The organism is Natrinema gari JCM 14663, assembly GCF_000337175.1.
GTDB lineage: Archaea > Halobacteriota > Halobacteria > Halobacteriales > Natrialbaceae > Natrinema > Natrinema gari.
In genome coordinates this window covers 30,098-45,230 of record NZ_AOIJ01000049.1, presented here as the reverse complement: position 1 = coordinate 45,230, position 15,133 = coordinate 30,098, and the positions used below count along the sequence as shown (strand labels likewise).

18 protein-coding genes are annotated in these 15,133 nt (G+C 65.7%); 8 read left to right on the top strand and 10 right to left on the bottom strand.

The genetic code is table 11. The annotated features are described in order from the left end of the window. Positions 1–28: 28 nt before the first annotated feature. Positions 29–1,042, bottom strand: a complete 1,014-nt coding sequence (locus C486_RS08955) for a PrsW family intramembrane metalloprotease (protein WP_049910327.1) — start codon at positions 1,040–1,042, stop codon at positions 29–31. 203 nt (positions 1,043–1,245) lie between these two features. On the opposite strand from C486_RS08955, the gene C486_RS08950 reads away from it, so the two are divergent. Then, on the top strand, positions 1,246–1,623 hold the full coding sequence (locus tag C486_RS08950) for a DUF7532 family protein (RefSeq protein WP_008455334.1): 378 nt from the start codon (positions 1,246–1,248) through the stop codon (positions 1,621–1,623). An 82-nt stretch (positions 1,624–1,705) separates the two neighbouring features. Further along, positions 1,706–3,145: a DUF402 domain-containing protein gene (locus C486_RS08945; RefSeq protein ID WP_049910326.1), complete on the top strand. Its 1,440-nt coding sequence runs from the start codon at positions 1,706–1,708 to the stop codon at positions 3,143–3,145. 53 nt (positions 3,146–3,198) lie between these two features. On the opposite strand, the gene C486_RS08940 is transcribed toward C486_RS08945, so the two are convergent. The 3 genes from C486_RS08940 to C486_RS22280 form a co-directional block, all read right to left on the bottom strand. Then, positions 3,199–3,663, bottom strand: a complete 465-nt coding sequence (locus tag C486_RS08940; protein ID WP_008455331.1) for an NUDIX hydrolase — start codon at positions 3,661–3,663, stop codon at positions 3,199–3,201. Positions 3,664–3,798: 135 nt separating this feature from the next. Continuing rightward, positions 3,799–4,788, bottom strand: coding sequence for a bile acid:sodium symporter family protein (locus tag C486_RS08935; RefSeq protein WP_008455330.1), 990 nt, complete (start codon positions 4,786–4,788; stop codon positions 3,799–3,801). A gap of 177 nt (positions 4,789–4,965) precedes the next feature. Then, a complete protein-coding gene (locus C486_RS22280; RefSeq protein ID WP_014864673.1) occupies positions 4,966–5,112 on the bottom strand; it encodes a DUF7560 family zinc ribbon protein in 147 nt (48 codons plus the stop codon). Between the two features lie 276 nt (positions 5,113–5,388). On the opposite strand from C486_RS22280, the gene C486_RS08930 reads away from it, so the two are divergent. Then, complete coding sequence (locus C486_RS08930) at positions 5,389–5,658, top strand: hypothetical protein (protein WP_049888301.1); 270 nt, start codon at positions 5,389–5,391, stop codon at positions 5,656–5,658. A gap of 34 nt (positions 5,659–5,692) precedes the next feature. Here C486_RS08930 and C486_RS08925 read toward each other — a convergent pair whose 3' ends face one another. Next, positions 5,693–6,748: an aldo/keto reductase gene (locus C486_RS08925; protein WP_008455325.1), complete on the bottom strand. Its 1,056-nt coding sequence runs from the start codon at positions 6,746–6,748 to the stop codon at positions 5,693–5,695. A 124-nt stretch (positions 6,749–6,872) separates the two neighbouring features. Here C486_RS08925 and C486_RS08920 point away from each other — a divergent pair, with 124 nt between their 5' ends. The 3 genes from C486_RS08920 (at position 6,873) to C486_RS22930 (ending at position 8,360) form a co-directional block, all read left to right on the top strand. Continuing rightward, positions 6,873–7,088, top strand: coding sequence for a hypothetical protein (locus C486_RS08920; protein WP_008455323.1), 216 nt, complete (start codon positions 6,873–6,875; stop codon positions 7,086–7,088). Between the two features lie 123 nt (positions 7,089–7,211). Further along, positions 7,212–8,108, top strand: a complete 897-nt coding sequence (locus C486_RS08915) for an acyltransferase (protein ID WP_008455321.1) — start codon at positions 7,212–7,214, stop codon at positions 8,106–8,108. Positions 8,109–8,252: 144 nt separating this feature from the next. Continuing rightward, on the top strand, positions 8,253–8,360 hold the full coding sequence (locus tag C486_RS22930) for a DUF7563 family protein (RefSeq protein WP_449289190.1): 108 nt from the start codon (positions 8,253–8,255) through the stop codon (positions 8,358–8,360). A 59-nt stretch (positions 8,361–8,419) separates the two neighbouring features. Here the strand turns inward: C486_RS22930 and C486_RS08910 are convergent, their stop codons facing one another. The 3 genes from C486_RS08910 to C486_RS08900 form a co-directional block, all read right to left on the bottom strand. Next, positions 8,420–10,060 (bottom strand): preprotein translocase subunit SecD, encoded by a 1,641-nt coding sequence (locus tag C486_RS08910; protein WP_008455320.1) that lies wholly within the window; start codon positions 10,058–10,060, stop codon positions 8,420–8,422. Continuing rightward, entirely contained in the window at positions 10,057–10,929 is an 873-nt protein-coding gene (gene secF, locus C486_RS08905; protein WP_008455318.1) for a protein translocase subunit SecF, read from the bottom strand. The genes C486_RS08910 and secF overlap by 4 nt, the downstream gene beginning before the upstream one ends. Positions 10,930–11,076: 147 nt before the next feature. Continuing rightward, a complete protein-coding gene (locus tag C486_RS08900; protein ID WP_049888300.1) occupies positions 11,077–11,550 on the bottom strand; it encodes a DUF5812 family protein in 474 nt (157 codons plus the stop codon). Between the two features lie 150 nt (positions 11,551–11,700). Between C486_RS08900 and C486_RS08895 the strand changes: the two genes are divergently transcribed. Together C486_RS08895 and C486_RS08890 are read left to right on the top strand one after the other, a co-directional pair. Next, positions 11,701–12,996: a hypothetical protein gene (locus tag C486_RS08895; protein ID WP_008455315.1), complete on the top strand. Its 1,296-nt coding sequence runs from the start codon at positions 11,701–11,703 to the stop codon at positions 12,994–12,996. Positions 12,997–13,098: 102 nt separating this feature from the next. Continuing rightward, entirely contained in the window at positions 13,099–14,220 is a 1,122-nt protein-coding gene (locus C486_RS08890; protein ID WP_008455314.1) for a CPBP family intramembrane glutamic endopeptidase, read from the top strand. A gap of 60 nt (positions 14,221–14,280) precedes the next feature. On the opposite strand, the gene C486_RS08885 is transcribed toward C486_RS08890, so the two are convergent. After that, positions 14,281–14,739: an NOB1 family endonuclease gene (locus tag C486_RS08885; RefSeq protein ID WP_008455312.1), complete on the bottom strand. Its 459-nt coding sequence runs from the start codon at positions 14,737–14,739 to the stop codon at positions 14,281–14,283. A gap of 4 nt (positions 14,740–14,743) precedes the next feature. After that, the gene (locus C486_RS08880; protein ID WP_006183792.1) at positions 14,744–14,989 is read right to left on the bottom strand and encodes a PRC-barrel domain-containing protein; all 246 of its coding nucleotides are present in this window, start codon (positions 14,987–14,989) and stop codon (positions 14,744–14,746) included. Positions 14,990–15,133 lie beyond the last annotated feature (144 nt).

The following is a 15,133-nucleotide window of genomic DNA, read 5'->3' as shown; positions in this document are numbered from 1 at the left end:
GAGATCGGAACGGGACGTGGGAGCCCGGTCAGCGCTGTGGCGGCTCGAACTCGGTCAGTTCCGGTCGCATGCCATCGGCGTCGCTCGTAACCGTCTGATAGGTCCGGCGGTAGCGAGCGAGTTTGCGGTAGAGATAGTAGCCGAACGTGAGGTCGTAGAGCACCACGTAGCTCACGAACGCCAGTCCGTAGCCCAGCGGGAGGAACCCGGTGAGGATGTCGGGCACGATGCCGACCGTGACGTTGTACGTCCCGTGGACGAAGGCGGCGACGAGCAGTCCCTTGAGGACGATCGGCCAGAAGTAGTCGCGGTTGAACTTCGCCAGCCCGAGGTAGTAGCCCGCGATCGCGGAATAGATGACGTGGCCGGGGCCGGCCAGCGCACGCACCGTCGCGATGCCGCCGGCAGTGACGAACACGCCCGCCTCCGGATCGGCCTCGCCGACGACGCGGCCGATGTAGATCGCGTTCTCGATGGCCGCAAAGCCAAGTCCCGCGACGGCACCGTAGACCGCCCCGTCGATGACCGCGTTGAAGCTGGTGCTTCGGTAGGCGAACACCTGGACGGCGAGCAGCTTGACCGTCTCCTCGATCGGACCGACGATCAGGTAGAAAAAGAGGACGCCGCTGCCGATGCCGAGCGCCGCTTGACTGAGCGAGTTGACGACGGCGGCGAACGTCGCGAAGAGCACGCCGAGCAGAAAGGTCGCGACGAGCAACGGGAGCGGTTCGCTCGTCGTGATATCGGCGTACCAGATGTACGCTGCGAGCAGCCCCGCGGGGACGACGGACAGCGCAAAGAAGAGTCCGATGAACGGGTCCTCGAGAATGATCGCGGCGGGGGAGACGAGCAGGGAGAGCGTGATCGCGACCGCGATCAACAGGACGATCGCCCGAAACCCGTAGCTGACCGCGGTGTAAAGCGTGTACGCGAGTAGATCCGGTATCGATCGCGGTTCCCACGTGGAGATATCATAGAGGTCCATCGACCCGCCTGCGCGTCGCTCCTCGGCTCGTTCGACCGGGTCACGCCTTCGCTGCATGGCCGTGTGTAGAGCCGCTGGCCCGGTATAGGTTCGGCAACCGGCGACGCGAGCGGGATGGCACGTCTCGGTCGGACGGCCGACAGCGCGCGACCGCGGATCGGCTGATCGACCTGCCCGAGACGCCGTCCGCCGTGGACGGCGACTGCGGGACTCGACGCGGACTCGGAATCATCAAAGGCCTCCCGGCCCAACCGGCGGACATGCACTTCGACCAGCGAACTCAGCAGGCGCTTCGCGATGTCGGCCTCGAGACCGACGACCTCCGGGCCGCCTCCGAGGCGGTCGTCGACGCCGTCGCCGAGGACGCAGCGGCGCTCGAGGCCTTCTTCGACGAGCACGATATCGTCTACTCCGACATGGAGCTGGCACATTCGAGTGCGGCGTACCCCGAACACGAGGTCGACTACGCCGACATCACGACCCACGCCGACGAGATGCGCGGCTGGCTCCGATTCGAGACGTGGGGCGTGCCCATCGAGGACGGTCGCATCTTGGAGGCGGACTACGTCGAACTCTCGCTCGGGCCGACGATCAACGACCGCGTTCGGTTCGCGACCGACCGCGAAACACTGCGGTGAGTCCCATGCGTGAACGAGGACGCGGCGCACTCGAGCGGGCTCTGCACCGACGGCCGGCGTGTACACCCGCGGGGAGGGATCGATGACGACGGCTCGAGTCCGCGGCATCTACACGACGGCAGTCACCCACCTCCTGAGCGAGGCCGGCTGCGAGGTCGTCCAGGCCTCCGAGCCGATCCGGGAGCGGTTCGAGCAATCGTTCGACGCCGCGCCGGCTGCCGTCTCGGTCGAGACGACCCGCGATCGGCTGGGCGTCGAGGTCTCGGGCGACCCAGACGCGGTCGAGACGGTCGCGGGCGAACTCGCGGCACTCGCCATCGACACCTTCCGTTGGGACGACGAGACACCCCGCGGGGCGGTCTTCGACGCGGCGGTGCTCGAGGCCAGCGGCGGTAGCGGCGCGGTCGTCGACCTCGGCGACGGCCGCCGTGGCTACCTCAACTACGACGACGCCGACGGGTACGTCGACGGCGGCGACCGGTATCGCGTTCAGGTTCACGAGCCCGCACCGCCGTGGGACGACGACCGCCCGCTCGTGCGGCCGACCCTCGAGGTCGGAGGCGGGCTCTGTACCCTGTCCCGGGACCGGACCGGCGTCTTGGCGGCGATGGGCGGCGACCGCGCGGAGGAACTCGTCGGCATGACCGACCTCCTGTCCGCCGACGTTCCGGACGGATGGGGCCTGCGCTGGCAACGCGCCGCCGCCGACGCGGATCTCGAGGCGATGGGCACTGCCCTCGAGGCCGCGGCGACGCGAGCGCGGGCGCTCGAGGACGCCCTCGCCGACACACCGGCCGAGTCGGGCGAGCCTGGGCTGCTCGCCGCACCCCGGACGACGGCGTGGTGCTGGTTCGGCCGCGACGCTCGATTCGCGCTGGACGGCGCTCGACGGCAGGTGGCGGCGACTATGCCGGGCCACCACCGGACGAAGGCGGCCGATCGGGCCGCGAGCGCGGCGGTCGACTTCGCCGAGGCCGTCTGTGGCTCCCTCGGGGACGACACCGGCGTCGAGGGCGACGCGTTCCCCTTCGCCGCGGTCGCTCGTCAGTTCGGCCCGACCAGGGGCGACCACCTCGAGATCGGCCACGGCAAACCCGACGGGCGACTCGTCTCGCTGGGCCGCGGCGAGGTCACCGACTGGGACCCCGAAGGGAAGGTGACCCTCGAGCGCTCCATGCGCGCCGGCGGCAGCTACGACGCGCTCGGCGTGCCGAAGGAGGCGGGCGACGTGGCCGTGACGAAGTTCCGCGAGGGTCGCTGGTGGTATCCGACGACGTACAAGGCCGCCGACGGCACGCCGAAGGGGACCTACGTCAACGTCTGTACGCCGATCGAACTCTTCCCCGATACCGTGCGGTACGTCGATCTCTATATCGACGTCATCCGGCGGAGCGATGGGACAGTGGAGATCGTCGACGCCGACGAACTCGAGGCCGCGGTCGGCGACGAACTGGTTGCCGAGGACCTGGCCGAGAAAGCGATGGACGTAGCGGCGGCCGTCGAGCGCGCGCTCTCGAAATAGGATACCCCGCCGGCACGTCCGCCCGTTCGGAACGTCGCGAGAGCCAACCGCGGTCAGTCAGCAGCGCTCGCGACCGCGTCGGGATCGGGTGCGGACGGGAGCAGACCGACGTACTCGTCGAGGTCGAGTGCGAACTCGGCGTCCTCGACGGCCGTCGGCTGCCGCCAGCGGAACTCGAACTCGGCACCGTGTTCCTCGCCGCCGTCAGTGACGCTGTGACTCCAGTTGTCGCGCGGTTCGTACACTGTCGCGTGGAAGAAGTGGCGCACGTACCGCTTTGGTGGCTCCTCGCGGCGCGTCCAGATATCCGTCGTCAGGTGTCGCGTCCCGTTCAACGTTCCGAGGCCGCTCTCCTCGCGGACCTCCCTGAACAGCGCGTCCCGCGGTGATTCGCCCGTCTCGAGCGTTCCCTTCGGGATCTGCAGCCCGTCGTGTTCCGGCCCCTCGAAAACCAGTAGCTCGCCCGTTCCGCGAGTGATGTACGCACACGCTTTCCGGACGTACGTTACGTCGCACATGCTATTCAGTACCACACTGTTCCACGGTAAAACGCTGTCATAGAGGTGATTGAATGAGTATAAGGGAATTGCGTGGTCGGGTCGGTCACCCGCCGGCTCGCAAGCGAGGCAGTCGAGTCCGCGTTCTCGAGCGGGTCAGTCGGAGGCGACGGCCGGTTCCTCGTCCCCAGCGGGCGCGTCGCCGTCGAGTTGAGTAAACAGGGTCGCGAGCGCCGGCCCGGAAACGTTGTGCCAGACGCTAAAGAGCGCCGGGATCAGCGCGGCGCTCGGACTGAAATAGGTCGTCGCCAGCGCGACGGCGAGCCCGCTGTTCTGGAGGCCGACCTCGAACGCACACGCCCGTGCCCGGTCTTCGGCCATGTTCGCCGCGTGCCCGACGGCGTAGCCAGCCCCCAGACCGAGCCCGTTGTGGACGACGACTGCGAGGAAGACGAGGGCGCTCGCGCCGAGAATCGTCTCGACGCTGAGTCCCACAACGGCCGCGACGATGGCGACGATCGCGATCACGCTGATCGCAGGAAAGATCGACAGCCCCGCCTGCGCGACCGCCGGCGCGTACGCGTCGAGCAGATGGCGCACGACGAGACCGGCGACGACCGGGAGCAAAACGACCTGTCCGATCGAGGTCGCCATCGCGCCGAACGTGACGGTAATCGACTCACCCGCGAGCAGGACGATCCACGCCGGCATCACGAGCGGCGCGGCGATCGTCGTCACCGACGTGATCGACACCGAGAGCGCGACATCGCCGCGACCGAGATAGGTCATCACGTTCGACGCGGTTCCGCCCGGCGCTGCGCCGACGAGGATCAATCCGAGACCGATCTCCGCCGGCAACTCCAGCACGGCGACGAGGGCGTAGGCGATCGTCGGCATCAGAATCCACTGCCCCAGTGCCCCGATGAATACATCCCGCGGACGCTCGAGGATGCGACGGAAGTCATCGGGAGTCAGCGTCAGCCCCATCCCGAGCATGATGATGCCCAGCAGCGGCGTGATATAGGGTTCGATCCAGGTGAACGTCTCGGGCGAGTACAGTGCCAGCGGGGAGACGACCAGGACCCAGACGAGGAAGTACTTGCTCGTCACCGCGCCGATCCGTTCTACCGATCGCTGTACGGTCATGCGACCGTCACCACAATGTGAGACATACTCAGCCGTCTGTTAGTATCACTCATCAATACAACGACTTCAACGTGCACTCACCTCCGCTTCGCTCCACGCGAACGGGTGTCCGAGCGGTGAGCGACGGAAGAACGGTGAGTGTTCGAACGGCGAGTACGGAACCGCGTGGTGTCCGTCCTAACAACGGGACCCGGTCCCAAAGTTGTCTTCGGCTACCGCCCGCCCGCAAACCGGACAGCCGTTCGCTAGCGTCGCCTCGCGCATCGGATCGGTCACCGGAATCTCCCGATGACAGTCGGGACAGGTGAATTCGTACGGTGTCATGGGTCTGGATGGTGTTCGTCGACTAGATGGTCGGTCCGTGTTCGGATAGGATGCTGACCCAGATATAGAGGGCCGTATATACGCGGGACGCCGACGCCCTCGCTCGCTTGTCGCGTCCCGACCACCGGACCGCGGTCGCCCCTCGAACCGACATTGTCCTCCCGAACACAACAGACGCCCGCGACGTTCGCCGGCGTACGCGACCCTCGTTGCGACGCTCGGGACTCGTCACAAACAGGCTCCATGGTTATATTGTGGGGAGTGCTAGCAGTGTTAATGAGCACGTTAAACGAGGAGATGTCCGACGTTCGGTCGGAGGTCGACGACGTGCGAACCCGGGTCAGGGAGGACGTGCCGGAACTCTTCGAGTTCGCCGTCACGGTCGGCAATATCACGTACAACGCCAACAGCAACAGCGTCTCCGTCACGGTCGAACCGAGTTCGCAGGCGCGAGCGCAACTCTCGGACCGACTCGGAGGCGTGAACGTCAAAACGGACGGGACGCTGGAGTTCGAATTCAGGCTCTCGGAATCGACGACCGACTAGATCGAGGCAGCCGGCCCCCGCTCGAGGCGGGCGCTCAGTCGGCCGCGAGTTTGTCCAGGCCGGCCGACTCGATGTCCGCGCCGTCGACCGAAGAGCGCAGCGCGTCCATGCCGTCGTCGCGGTCGATGTCGAAGTCGGTCTCGTACAGCTCCGCAACGCGGGTCATCTCCTCGTCGGTGAGCTTCGGCACGTCGCTGGCGGCCGTCCACTCGTCGATGTCCGCCTTCGTGCGGAACGTCGGCGTCACGGTCGCGACCGGCTCGTGACTGAGGAGCCACGCGATCGACGCCTGGCCCATCGTCCGCTCGCCGTCGCGTTCCAGGAAGCGCAGTTGCTCGAGTTTCTCCCAGCCGGTCTCGTACCACTCGTCGGGGCGGAACCCACGGTGATCACCCTCGTCGAGTTCAGTCTCGGGAGTGACTTGCTCGTTTAAGATCCCCGAGGAGTGGGGCACGCGGGGGATCAGGCTCGTCGACGAGCCGGTCCGCTCGATCGTCTCGAGGAAGTGGTTCCCGACCTCCTGCTCGAGGACGTTCCAGACCAACTGGACGGAGTCGAACTCCTCCTCGATCGCGAGGTCGCCTTCCGCGAGCCAGCCGATCGAGGGGCCGAGCGCGAGGCCGGTGGCGTCGATCAGACCCTCCTCCTCGAGTTCGTCGAGCAGTTCGAGCACGTCGGGCGTGATCTCGTCGACATCCGCGTTGTGGAGTTGGAGGACGTCGACGGAGTCGAGGCCGAGGCGCTCGAGGCTCTTGTCGACGGCGTCCCGAAGGTACGACGGCTCCATCTCCTTGGGGAGTTCGCCGTGGCCGGCCTGCGGGTTGTTGTAGAAGTCGTAGCCGACTTTCGTCGCGATCGTGACCTCGTCGCGGACCCCGGCGAGCGCCTCGCCAACCAACTCCTCGCTGTTGCCGTGGCCGTAAACGTCGCCCGTGTCGAAGTAGGTGATCCCCTGCTCGACGGCGTACTGGAGCATCTCGATCGCGTCGTCGTCCGATCGGTCACCCCACCAGTCGGTGCCGACGGTCCACGCGCCGAACCCGACTTCGCTGACCTCGACGCCCGAGTCGCCCAGTTCGCTGTAGTGCATGTTCGGCCCTTCGTAGCGGGGGAACTTATGGTGAACGGAACGCCCGAGTAGCACGTCCGAACGGGTTCGGGTCGCCGGCCCCTCGAGTCGAACCATTCTTGCCCTGTGATTGACAAATAGGGGTATGGATGACTCCCGCACTCGGGCCCGGGTTTCCAGCCGGCTCCTGCTGGCGATCCTCCTCGCTCTCGTCCCGCTCGGACTCGCCGTCGTGCGGTATCTCGAACTCCCCGGGGATCGGGTCACGGTCGGCGCGGTCGTCGGCGGCGGGTTGTTGCTTATCGGCGCACTCGCACTGCCCGCGTTGCTGCTCTCGGAGTGGCAGTCCAGCCGGGAGTGACCCCGCCGACACCCGGGTACGGGCCATGTTTCTCGCCCGCACCAAACCATCCGTACCGGCGGGTCCGGCAACCCGGTCCGCACAACCGAACCCCTATGAACTCGGCGGGCAATACCTCGGGGTATGACAAAGCGGTACGTGTCGCTCCCCGAGGAGGCGGACACGGGGATGCGCGAGTTTATCGATACGGTCGATCGGCGACTCTCGAGCGACGAGGACACCTGCTCGGTCGTCGAGGACGTGCTGATCGATCTCTCAGGCGACCGCGAGGCCTACGAGCGCTGGCAGAACGGCGCGTCCGTCTCGGCGGCCGAACGGGTCCGCCTGCAGAGCTACGATCCCTGTAACACGACCCTCGAGAGCGAGTACTACGCGGAGAAGGACGAAGCGCAGTTTCGGCGGTCCAAACACCTCCAGTGGCTCTGGCGACAGTTCGACAGCCTGCCGATCGCGGACAACGTCGAGTTCGCCCTGCGGTTCCGGCGGATGCTCGCCGATCACCTCTTCGAGGAGTGTGGCGACGACTGTCGGTTCTTCAAAGGGATCACGTTCACCTACGGCCACAACATCACGATCGGAGACAACACGGTCGTCCACGACGATGTCCATCTGGACGACCGCGGGAAACTCACCATCGGCGACCGCGTCTCGGTCTCCGACGGCGTCCACATCTACAGTCACGACCACGACGTTGTCGACCAGACCGAGGTCCGCAACTATCACACGATCGTCGAAGACGATGTCCGCCTCACCTACGACGCGATGGTCCGTGCCGGCTGCAAAGTCGGCGAAAACGCAATCGTCGGCGCGCGCGGCATCGTCCAACACGACATCCCCGCCCACCACATCGCGATCGGGATGCCCGCCACAAGCGTCAAGATCAAACCCGGCTGGGAGGACGTCGCCACACCGATCGACGACGCCGGCACCAACCGGCAGGACGAGCGCCACCTCGCGTACGACCTCCCCGCGGACCTCGAGGTCTTCGACGAGTTCCAGCGCGACCTGACCCAGCCATAACACGTCGACGGCGGCGGTTCTGCGATCGCCCTCGGAACCGCGATTCACCGCGTCTCGGCGACGGAAGTCCGGTCTCAAGCGCCCGTTGCAATCGCAGGCTCACTGTTATTACTCGTCCCACCGGTGTCGTAGATTGGTGATTCGATGCCGGTCTGTACGACCTGCGAGCGTCCCGTCTCGTACGATTTTGCACGCGTGTACGGAGATGACGGAACCGTCGACTGGTGTCCACGCTGTCACACTGCACGCTGACACGGCGGCGGGAGAGTGGAGCGGTGGAATTGACGGAGCGAAAGAACGGGATCGAAGCGTTAGCGATCGGTCAGCAGCCGACGCAGGATATCACCGTAGGCGGGCCGGGTGATGAGTACCCCGATGAGCACGCCCAGGATGGTGATGATAGCGAAGCCTTTCAGATCGCCGAGGCTCAGGACCGCAAGCGGCGAGAGGGCGATGATGGTCGTCGCCGCGGCGGCACCGATGACCCAGAACGCCTTCCGGAACCGCGACTGGAAGACCCGCGCCGAGCTAACGTCGCCTTCGTCCAACACCTCGTCGGCGATGATCACGAGGTCGTCGACCCCGGTCCCGACGACGGCGATGAACCCGGCGACGTGGGAGAGATCAAGCGGCATGCGTATCATCGCCGCGAATCCGAGCAGGATCACGACCTCCGACAGCGCCGTGACGATCATCGGGAGGGCGATGCGCGTGTCCGTGTATCGGGTGTAGACGACGCCACTGACCGTGACCACCGAGAGCAGTCCGATCAGTAGGGAGTACTGCTTGAACTGATCGGCGTGGGTCGGCGTAATCGAGTAGATCTGGGCGTTTTCGGGGCTCAGGTCCAGCGGCGCACGCAGGCTCCCGGCGCGGAGGTTGACCGAAAGTGACTGGGCCTCCTGTTGGCTCGGTGCGCCCATCTGGAAACTCGGATCGTTCACCCAGTTGCCGGCGATCATTCCGTCGGCGAGACCGCCCATCGAGTGGGCGTCGACGACTTCCCCGTCCGAAATCGTCAGCAGACAGTACTGCTCTCCCTCGTGATCGAAGCTGATGGAGCCGTTCTCCTCGGGGAGGTCACACGCTCCCTGTGGCGTATACCCCTCGTCGAGGAAGCCGTATCGCTCCATATCCCGTTGGAACTGCTCGGCGGCTTCACCATCCTTGACCTGCACGGGGACGACGTATCCGCGAGATTGCCCTTGTGGCCCCGGTGGCTGCTGAGGCGGGTCGACGTTGGCGATCTGTTCCTGGGTCAACACCGTCTCGTTGGTCTGATTTCCGGTTTCGTCCGGGAAGTAGGCCACGACTTCGACGACCCCGCGCTCGGAGAGTAGCTTCCGGAGTTCATCGGAGTCCATGTTCGGCACTTCGACGACGATGTAGTTCGTACCCTGCATCGTCTGCTCGGAGACCGAGCCTCCGGAGAGACCCGCCTCGTTGATCTTCGTACGCAGCGTACTAATGATCTCGTTACGGGTTTGCTCGGTGACGCCGTCGTGAATGTCCTCCTCGGACGCGTCGACGTTCGCCGACTGCAGTGCTCCGGCGAACTCCGCGTGCGTCACGTTGTCGGTAAACACCTCCGCGGAGACGGACCCGTCGTCGGCGACGGTAACTTTGGCATCGGCCCGATCCAGTTCGAGATCCGTATACAGCGTCGACTCGATCTCCTCGATCCGGTCCCCATCGACTTGCCCGCTGTCGCTGACGACGCCGGCATCGATGTCGGCGGCGGTCATCCCAGTGACCGGTGCCCTGACGCGGGTGCCACCCTCGAGATCGAGTCCGAACTCGAGGTTCGTCGGGCCGCTCTCGACGCTGTCGTTTGCGACGCTGCTGTCGGCGACGATGCCGCCGGGAACGAACAACGCGATGACCGAAAAGGTGAGAAACACCACGAGCAGGAGGACCCGCCAGTTTTGCTTGACGCCGTCTATCGGATTCATGAGCGGACCCCCTCGAACTTGTACCAGCGAAGCAAGCTTAGGTTCAGCATGTACGTGTTCATCAGGTCGGCTGCGAGGCCGACGAACAGGATGATTCCGATCGATGCCAGGAGATCGATGCCGAGTACGAACGCCACGACACCCATCACGAGCATCGCGGCCATCGACGTGACGGTCATCGTGATACCGGTCCGCATCGCGCGATAGGTGCTGTCGTAGAAATCACCGCCCCGCCGCAGGATGTGATTGTTTAACAGGATATCGGAGTCCACCGAATACCCGATCAGCATCAACAGCCCGGCGACCGTCCCCAGCGAGAGCGGGATCCCGGTCAGCCGCATGAACGCGAGCGGGATCATGAGATCGGAGAACGCCGAAATGACGATCGCGATCGACGGGACGAACGTTCGAAAGAGAATGAACGCGATCGCGCTCATGCCGACGAACGCGACGATGATGCCGAGCAACGCCGTCTGCTGGTTTTGCTGCCCGAACGTCGCGCCCATCGACGAGGCGGACTGGACGATATCGGCGCTCCCGTCCTGTTCGAGCTCGGACTCGGCCTGCGTCCGGAGCGACTCCGAGTCGGACTCGGAGAACTGCACGACGTACTGGTTGTCGGTTCCCGTGCTTCTCACGTTTGCATCTTGGTCGAACGCCCCGGCGATATCATCCTGGGGCGTCGACGTCTGCACCGTCAGTTCCGTCCCGCCGGCGAAGTCCATTCCCATCGGGACCGGCGAGCCCAAGACGAGAAACGACCCGACGAGGACGAGCAGTGCCACTGCGAGGACCGCAAGCGGGACCGCCACGAGTTGGCGGTTACTGTACCGGGTGTAGTCGATCTCCGGTACGTCGAAATACGCCATATATCCGTCTACTGGTATCCCCCCCGAAGTAAGCCTTCTCAATTCCGACAGTCCATCCCCACGGTCACGCGATCATCTACCACAAGGGAACGGTGGCCGGTTCCGTCGCCGGTATCGATACGACTCGCCGGTGTGACCCGTGACCGGTCAGTCGGGCAAGTATCGCACGCTCAAGACGCCGTCGTCGACCGACCGACGAACCTCCACGCGAACCGCCTCGAGCCGGGCCGCCCGCGAGATCGTTTCCTCGTCCGCGAGCACGTCTTGCGCTGCGGGTTCGACCTCGTCCTCGGGTACGCTGAAGACGTGGATTTCTCCAGTCCCGGCTCGTTCTTCCTGGACCAGGTCGCCGATCTCAGCCTCGGCCGCCAACTCCTTCTCGTACGTGGTCGGCTCGAGGTCGCTGTCGACCAGTTCGATCGCGCGTCGGTCCGCGATGTCGACCAGTTCCCAGGTGACGTCCAGCGGCGGCTCGGGCGCGACGGTCGCCTCGAGCACGTCGTGGACCTCGAGGTCGGGGTTCGATCCGAGGGTGTGGACCTGTGCGGTCTCGACATCGCGGACGACCGCCGAATCGGGCTCGGCGTGTGTGACGACGAAGGTGCCGGTTTTCTCGGTCATGAACGGTCGTAGCGGACGGGTCGGTTTCCCGGTTTCGGGTTTCGCTCGTCGTCCGAACGCGAGTGTCGAGCGGACTCGTCGCTCGGGAGTGAGTCGCCCTCGCGCTCGCGTCACGGAACGTCTTTAGCCCGGGCGGTCGCGTACTGAGACATGAACGTCGACATCGGAAACGCGCTTTCGTCGGTCGCGTCGCCGGGCGTCTCGCGGGAGTCCCTCGAGCGCTTGGACGAGCAAGTAGCGACCGCCCACGAACGGATCGAGACGGGAATGGCGAACGAAGAACACGGGTACGAGGCGCTGAACCTGCCCGAGCGGACCGATCCGGACGAGATCCGTACAGCGGTCGACCCGGTCATCGACGCCGAGGCGCTGCTCACCATCGGGATCGGCGGCAGCTCCCTCGGTGCGGCGACGATCACGAACGCCCTCGAGTCGGACACCGAGACGGTGTTCCTCGACAACGTCGACCCCGAGTGGGTCTCGAGCCACCTCGAGCGACTCCCGCTCGCGGAGACGGCAATCAACGTGGTTTCGCGTTCGGGGACGACGGCGGAGACGCTGGCGAATTTCCTCGTCGTCCGCGAGGCGTTCGAGTCGGCCGGCGTCGACTGGACCGAGCGAACCATCGTCACGACCGGTGACTCGGGCCCGCTCCGGGACCTCGCGGAGCGACACGGGCTGCCGTCGCTGCTGGTTCCCGACGGCGTTCCGGGTCGCTTCTCGGCGCTGTCGGCGGTTGGCATGGTCGCCGCGGCCGTCTGCGGCCACGATCTCGAGGCGCTGCTCGCGGGCGCGGCCGCCGAGCGCGAGACGCTATCAGGGTCGCTGTTCGACTGTCCGGCCTACGCCTACGGCGCGACGACGTACGCGCTGGATCAGCGGGGTGCCGGGATCAACGCGATCATGCCCTACGCCGAATCCCTCGAGACGTCCGCGGAGTGGTTCGCCCAGTTGTGGGCCGAGAGCCTCGGGAAGGACGACCTCGGACAGACGCCGGTGCGAGCCCTCGGCGTCACCGACCAGCACTCGCAACTACAGCTTTACCGCGCGGGCCCGCGGGACAAGCTCGTCACCTTCGTCACGACCGAGGAGAGTGCTGACCGCCCGATTCCCACCACCGACGTCGAGGATCTGGCGTACCTCGGCGACGCGACGCTCGGCGAACTGCGTACAGCGGAGTTCGAGGCCACGGAAGCGAGCCTCGCGGCCACCGGCCGACCGAACGTCCGCGTCGAACTCGAGCACATCGACGAGTACGAACTCGGCGGGCTGCTCTACGGGATGGAAGCCGCCTGCGTCCTTGCGGGCGAACTCTACGGCGTGAACACGTTCGAACAGCCTGCCGTCGAGTGGGCGAAGAAGGCGACCCGCGGCCTGCTCGGCGGCGGTGACTTCGCGGAGGCCGCGGCCGTCGCCGAGAAGACCGAACTTCGCGTCGAGCGGTAGCCCGGCGTCCGTTCCCCGACCGTCGACTCGAGTCGGTGCGGTCGGACCGGTCGCCCCGTTCGGTTGCGGTGTGCCTATGAGTCCGGACACGAATACTCTACTATGAGCCAGACTGCACGGGCCGACGACGCCGGCCCGATCGCGTCCGACGTGGTCCCCGGCATCGGAACCGTCCTCTCGGCGGTCACGATGGTCGCCATGCTCGTCCCCGTTCGCAGCGGCGTCGACGATCCGACCGTCCTGGCCGGGGCCGGGTTCGCCCTCGCTGCCGTCCTCGCGTTTCTGGCCCAGCGTCACGGCGGTCTCGAGGGGCGAATCGCCGGTCCGATCGCCGCCGTCTCGAGCGTGGCTGTCGTCATGCTCGCCGGTTACGCGTTGAATCAGGGCGTCACCGCGCCGGCTACGCTGCCGACGAGTTCGGTGTCGGTCCCGATCGTGTTCGTCGCCTTCGTCACCGGCGGGCTCACCGCCGCCGCCGGGGTCGCGGATTACTATGGAATCAACGGGCAGGGGCTCATGCGTCGGAGCCGACAGGTGGTCGTCCTCTCCGGCGTCGGTATCGCGGGCCTCCTCGTGACGCCGCTGGTTTACGCCACCCTCTCCCTGCCGGTGTTCGCGCTTCTCGAGCCGGTTTCAGGGGTCGAAGACACGGTTTTCACCCAGGTCTGCATGGCCATCGGAACGACGCTCGTGGCGGGCGGATACCTCGCGTTGACCGACCGGGACCTGTCGTTTATCGATCTTCGGCGGCCGACGTTGCGAGACATCGGCTGGACCGTCGGGGGACTGGTCGTCCTCTTCGGGGCGCTTTTCGTGATTTCCGTGGTCATGCAGTCAGCCGGCGTAGAAAGCGCCGATCACTCGACGACCCAGCGGGCCCAGGAGAACCCCCAACTCATGCTCGTGTTGGTGCCGTTCGCCGTCCTGATTATCGGCCCGTTCGAGGAACTGCTCTATCGGAACATCATCCAGAAGTCGCTGTACGACTCGTTCTCGCGGGCCGGCGCGGTCGCCGTGGCCAGCGTCATCTTCGCGGCGGTACACGTGCTCGCGTACGCCACCGCCGGACTGGGTGCGGTGATCGCCAGCCTCGGGACGATCTTCGGGCTCGCAATCGTGCTCGGAACGATCTACGAGCGGACCGACAACCTCCTCGTCCCGGCGCTGATCCACGGGGTCTACAACGCGTTGCTCTTCGCGAACCTCTATTTCACCTACGGCTGATCGAGCGCGCGGTCTCGGCGGGGCTCCCGGGCGGCCGATTCGACAGCAGAGGGGAGCGAGCTACGACGGGTTCTTCCGGGCCAGTTCGGACCCGCAGATCGGACACCGGTCTTTCTCCTCGTCGAACTCGCGGCCACAGCCTTGACACTGGTACAGCCACTGGCGCTGTTCGTCGATTCCCTCCCGGGCGATCACTTCGACCGCGACGTTGAGTTTCTCCGCGACGTTTTGCATCGCGTAGTCGTCGGTCACCAGGGTCGCATCGAGTTCGAAACTCGCCGCGACGAGCCGAACGTCGGTGTTCGAGAGGACCTCGAGGTCGCCGGACTCGCGTGCCGCGCGTTCGACCTTCTCGGTGGTGTCGTCGTTGGGAATGTGAATGTGCATCCCGGAGCCTTCCATCGCATCGTAGCGATAGGCGCTCTCGTCCTCGAGTTCCTCGCGGACGAGCGGGATCGTTGCAGTCTGTTCTGTCGTGTGAAAGTCGTGGATAAAAGCGGAGGAGTCGAGAACGTACATACCGTTAGCGCTGGACGACGATGTAGTCTTTCACCGCTTGGACGCGGTTGACGGGAACGAGAAAGCGGCCGGCGTCGTCGTTGTCGAAATCGACGGCGCGCCGGGACAGTTCCTCGTCGGGCTCGATGACGAGATCGTGAAGTTTGCCGGATTTCAGATCCATCGTGATGTTGTAGAGCAGTCCGAGCTCGGTGCCGTCGGACCCCATGACGGACTTCCCCGAGAGGTTTTCAGCGAGTATATCGCTCATGCATGCCCGTACTTACTAATCGGTATTAAAGACCACGGGGTCCGGCATACGAGCGGCAGACACCGGCCGGGGCGAGCGTGTACCGTCTCGGTGATCGGGATCGCAGTCGACCGAACTGCCAACGGTGGCCGTCCACTCAGCAAG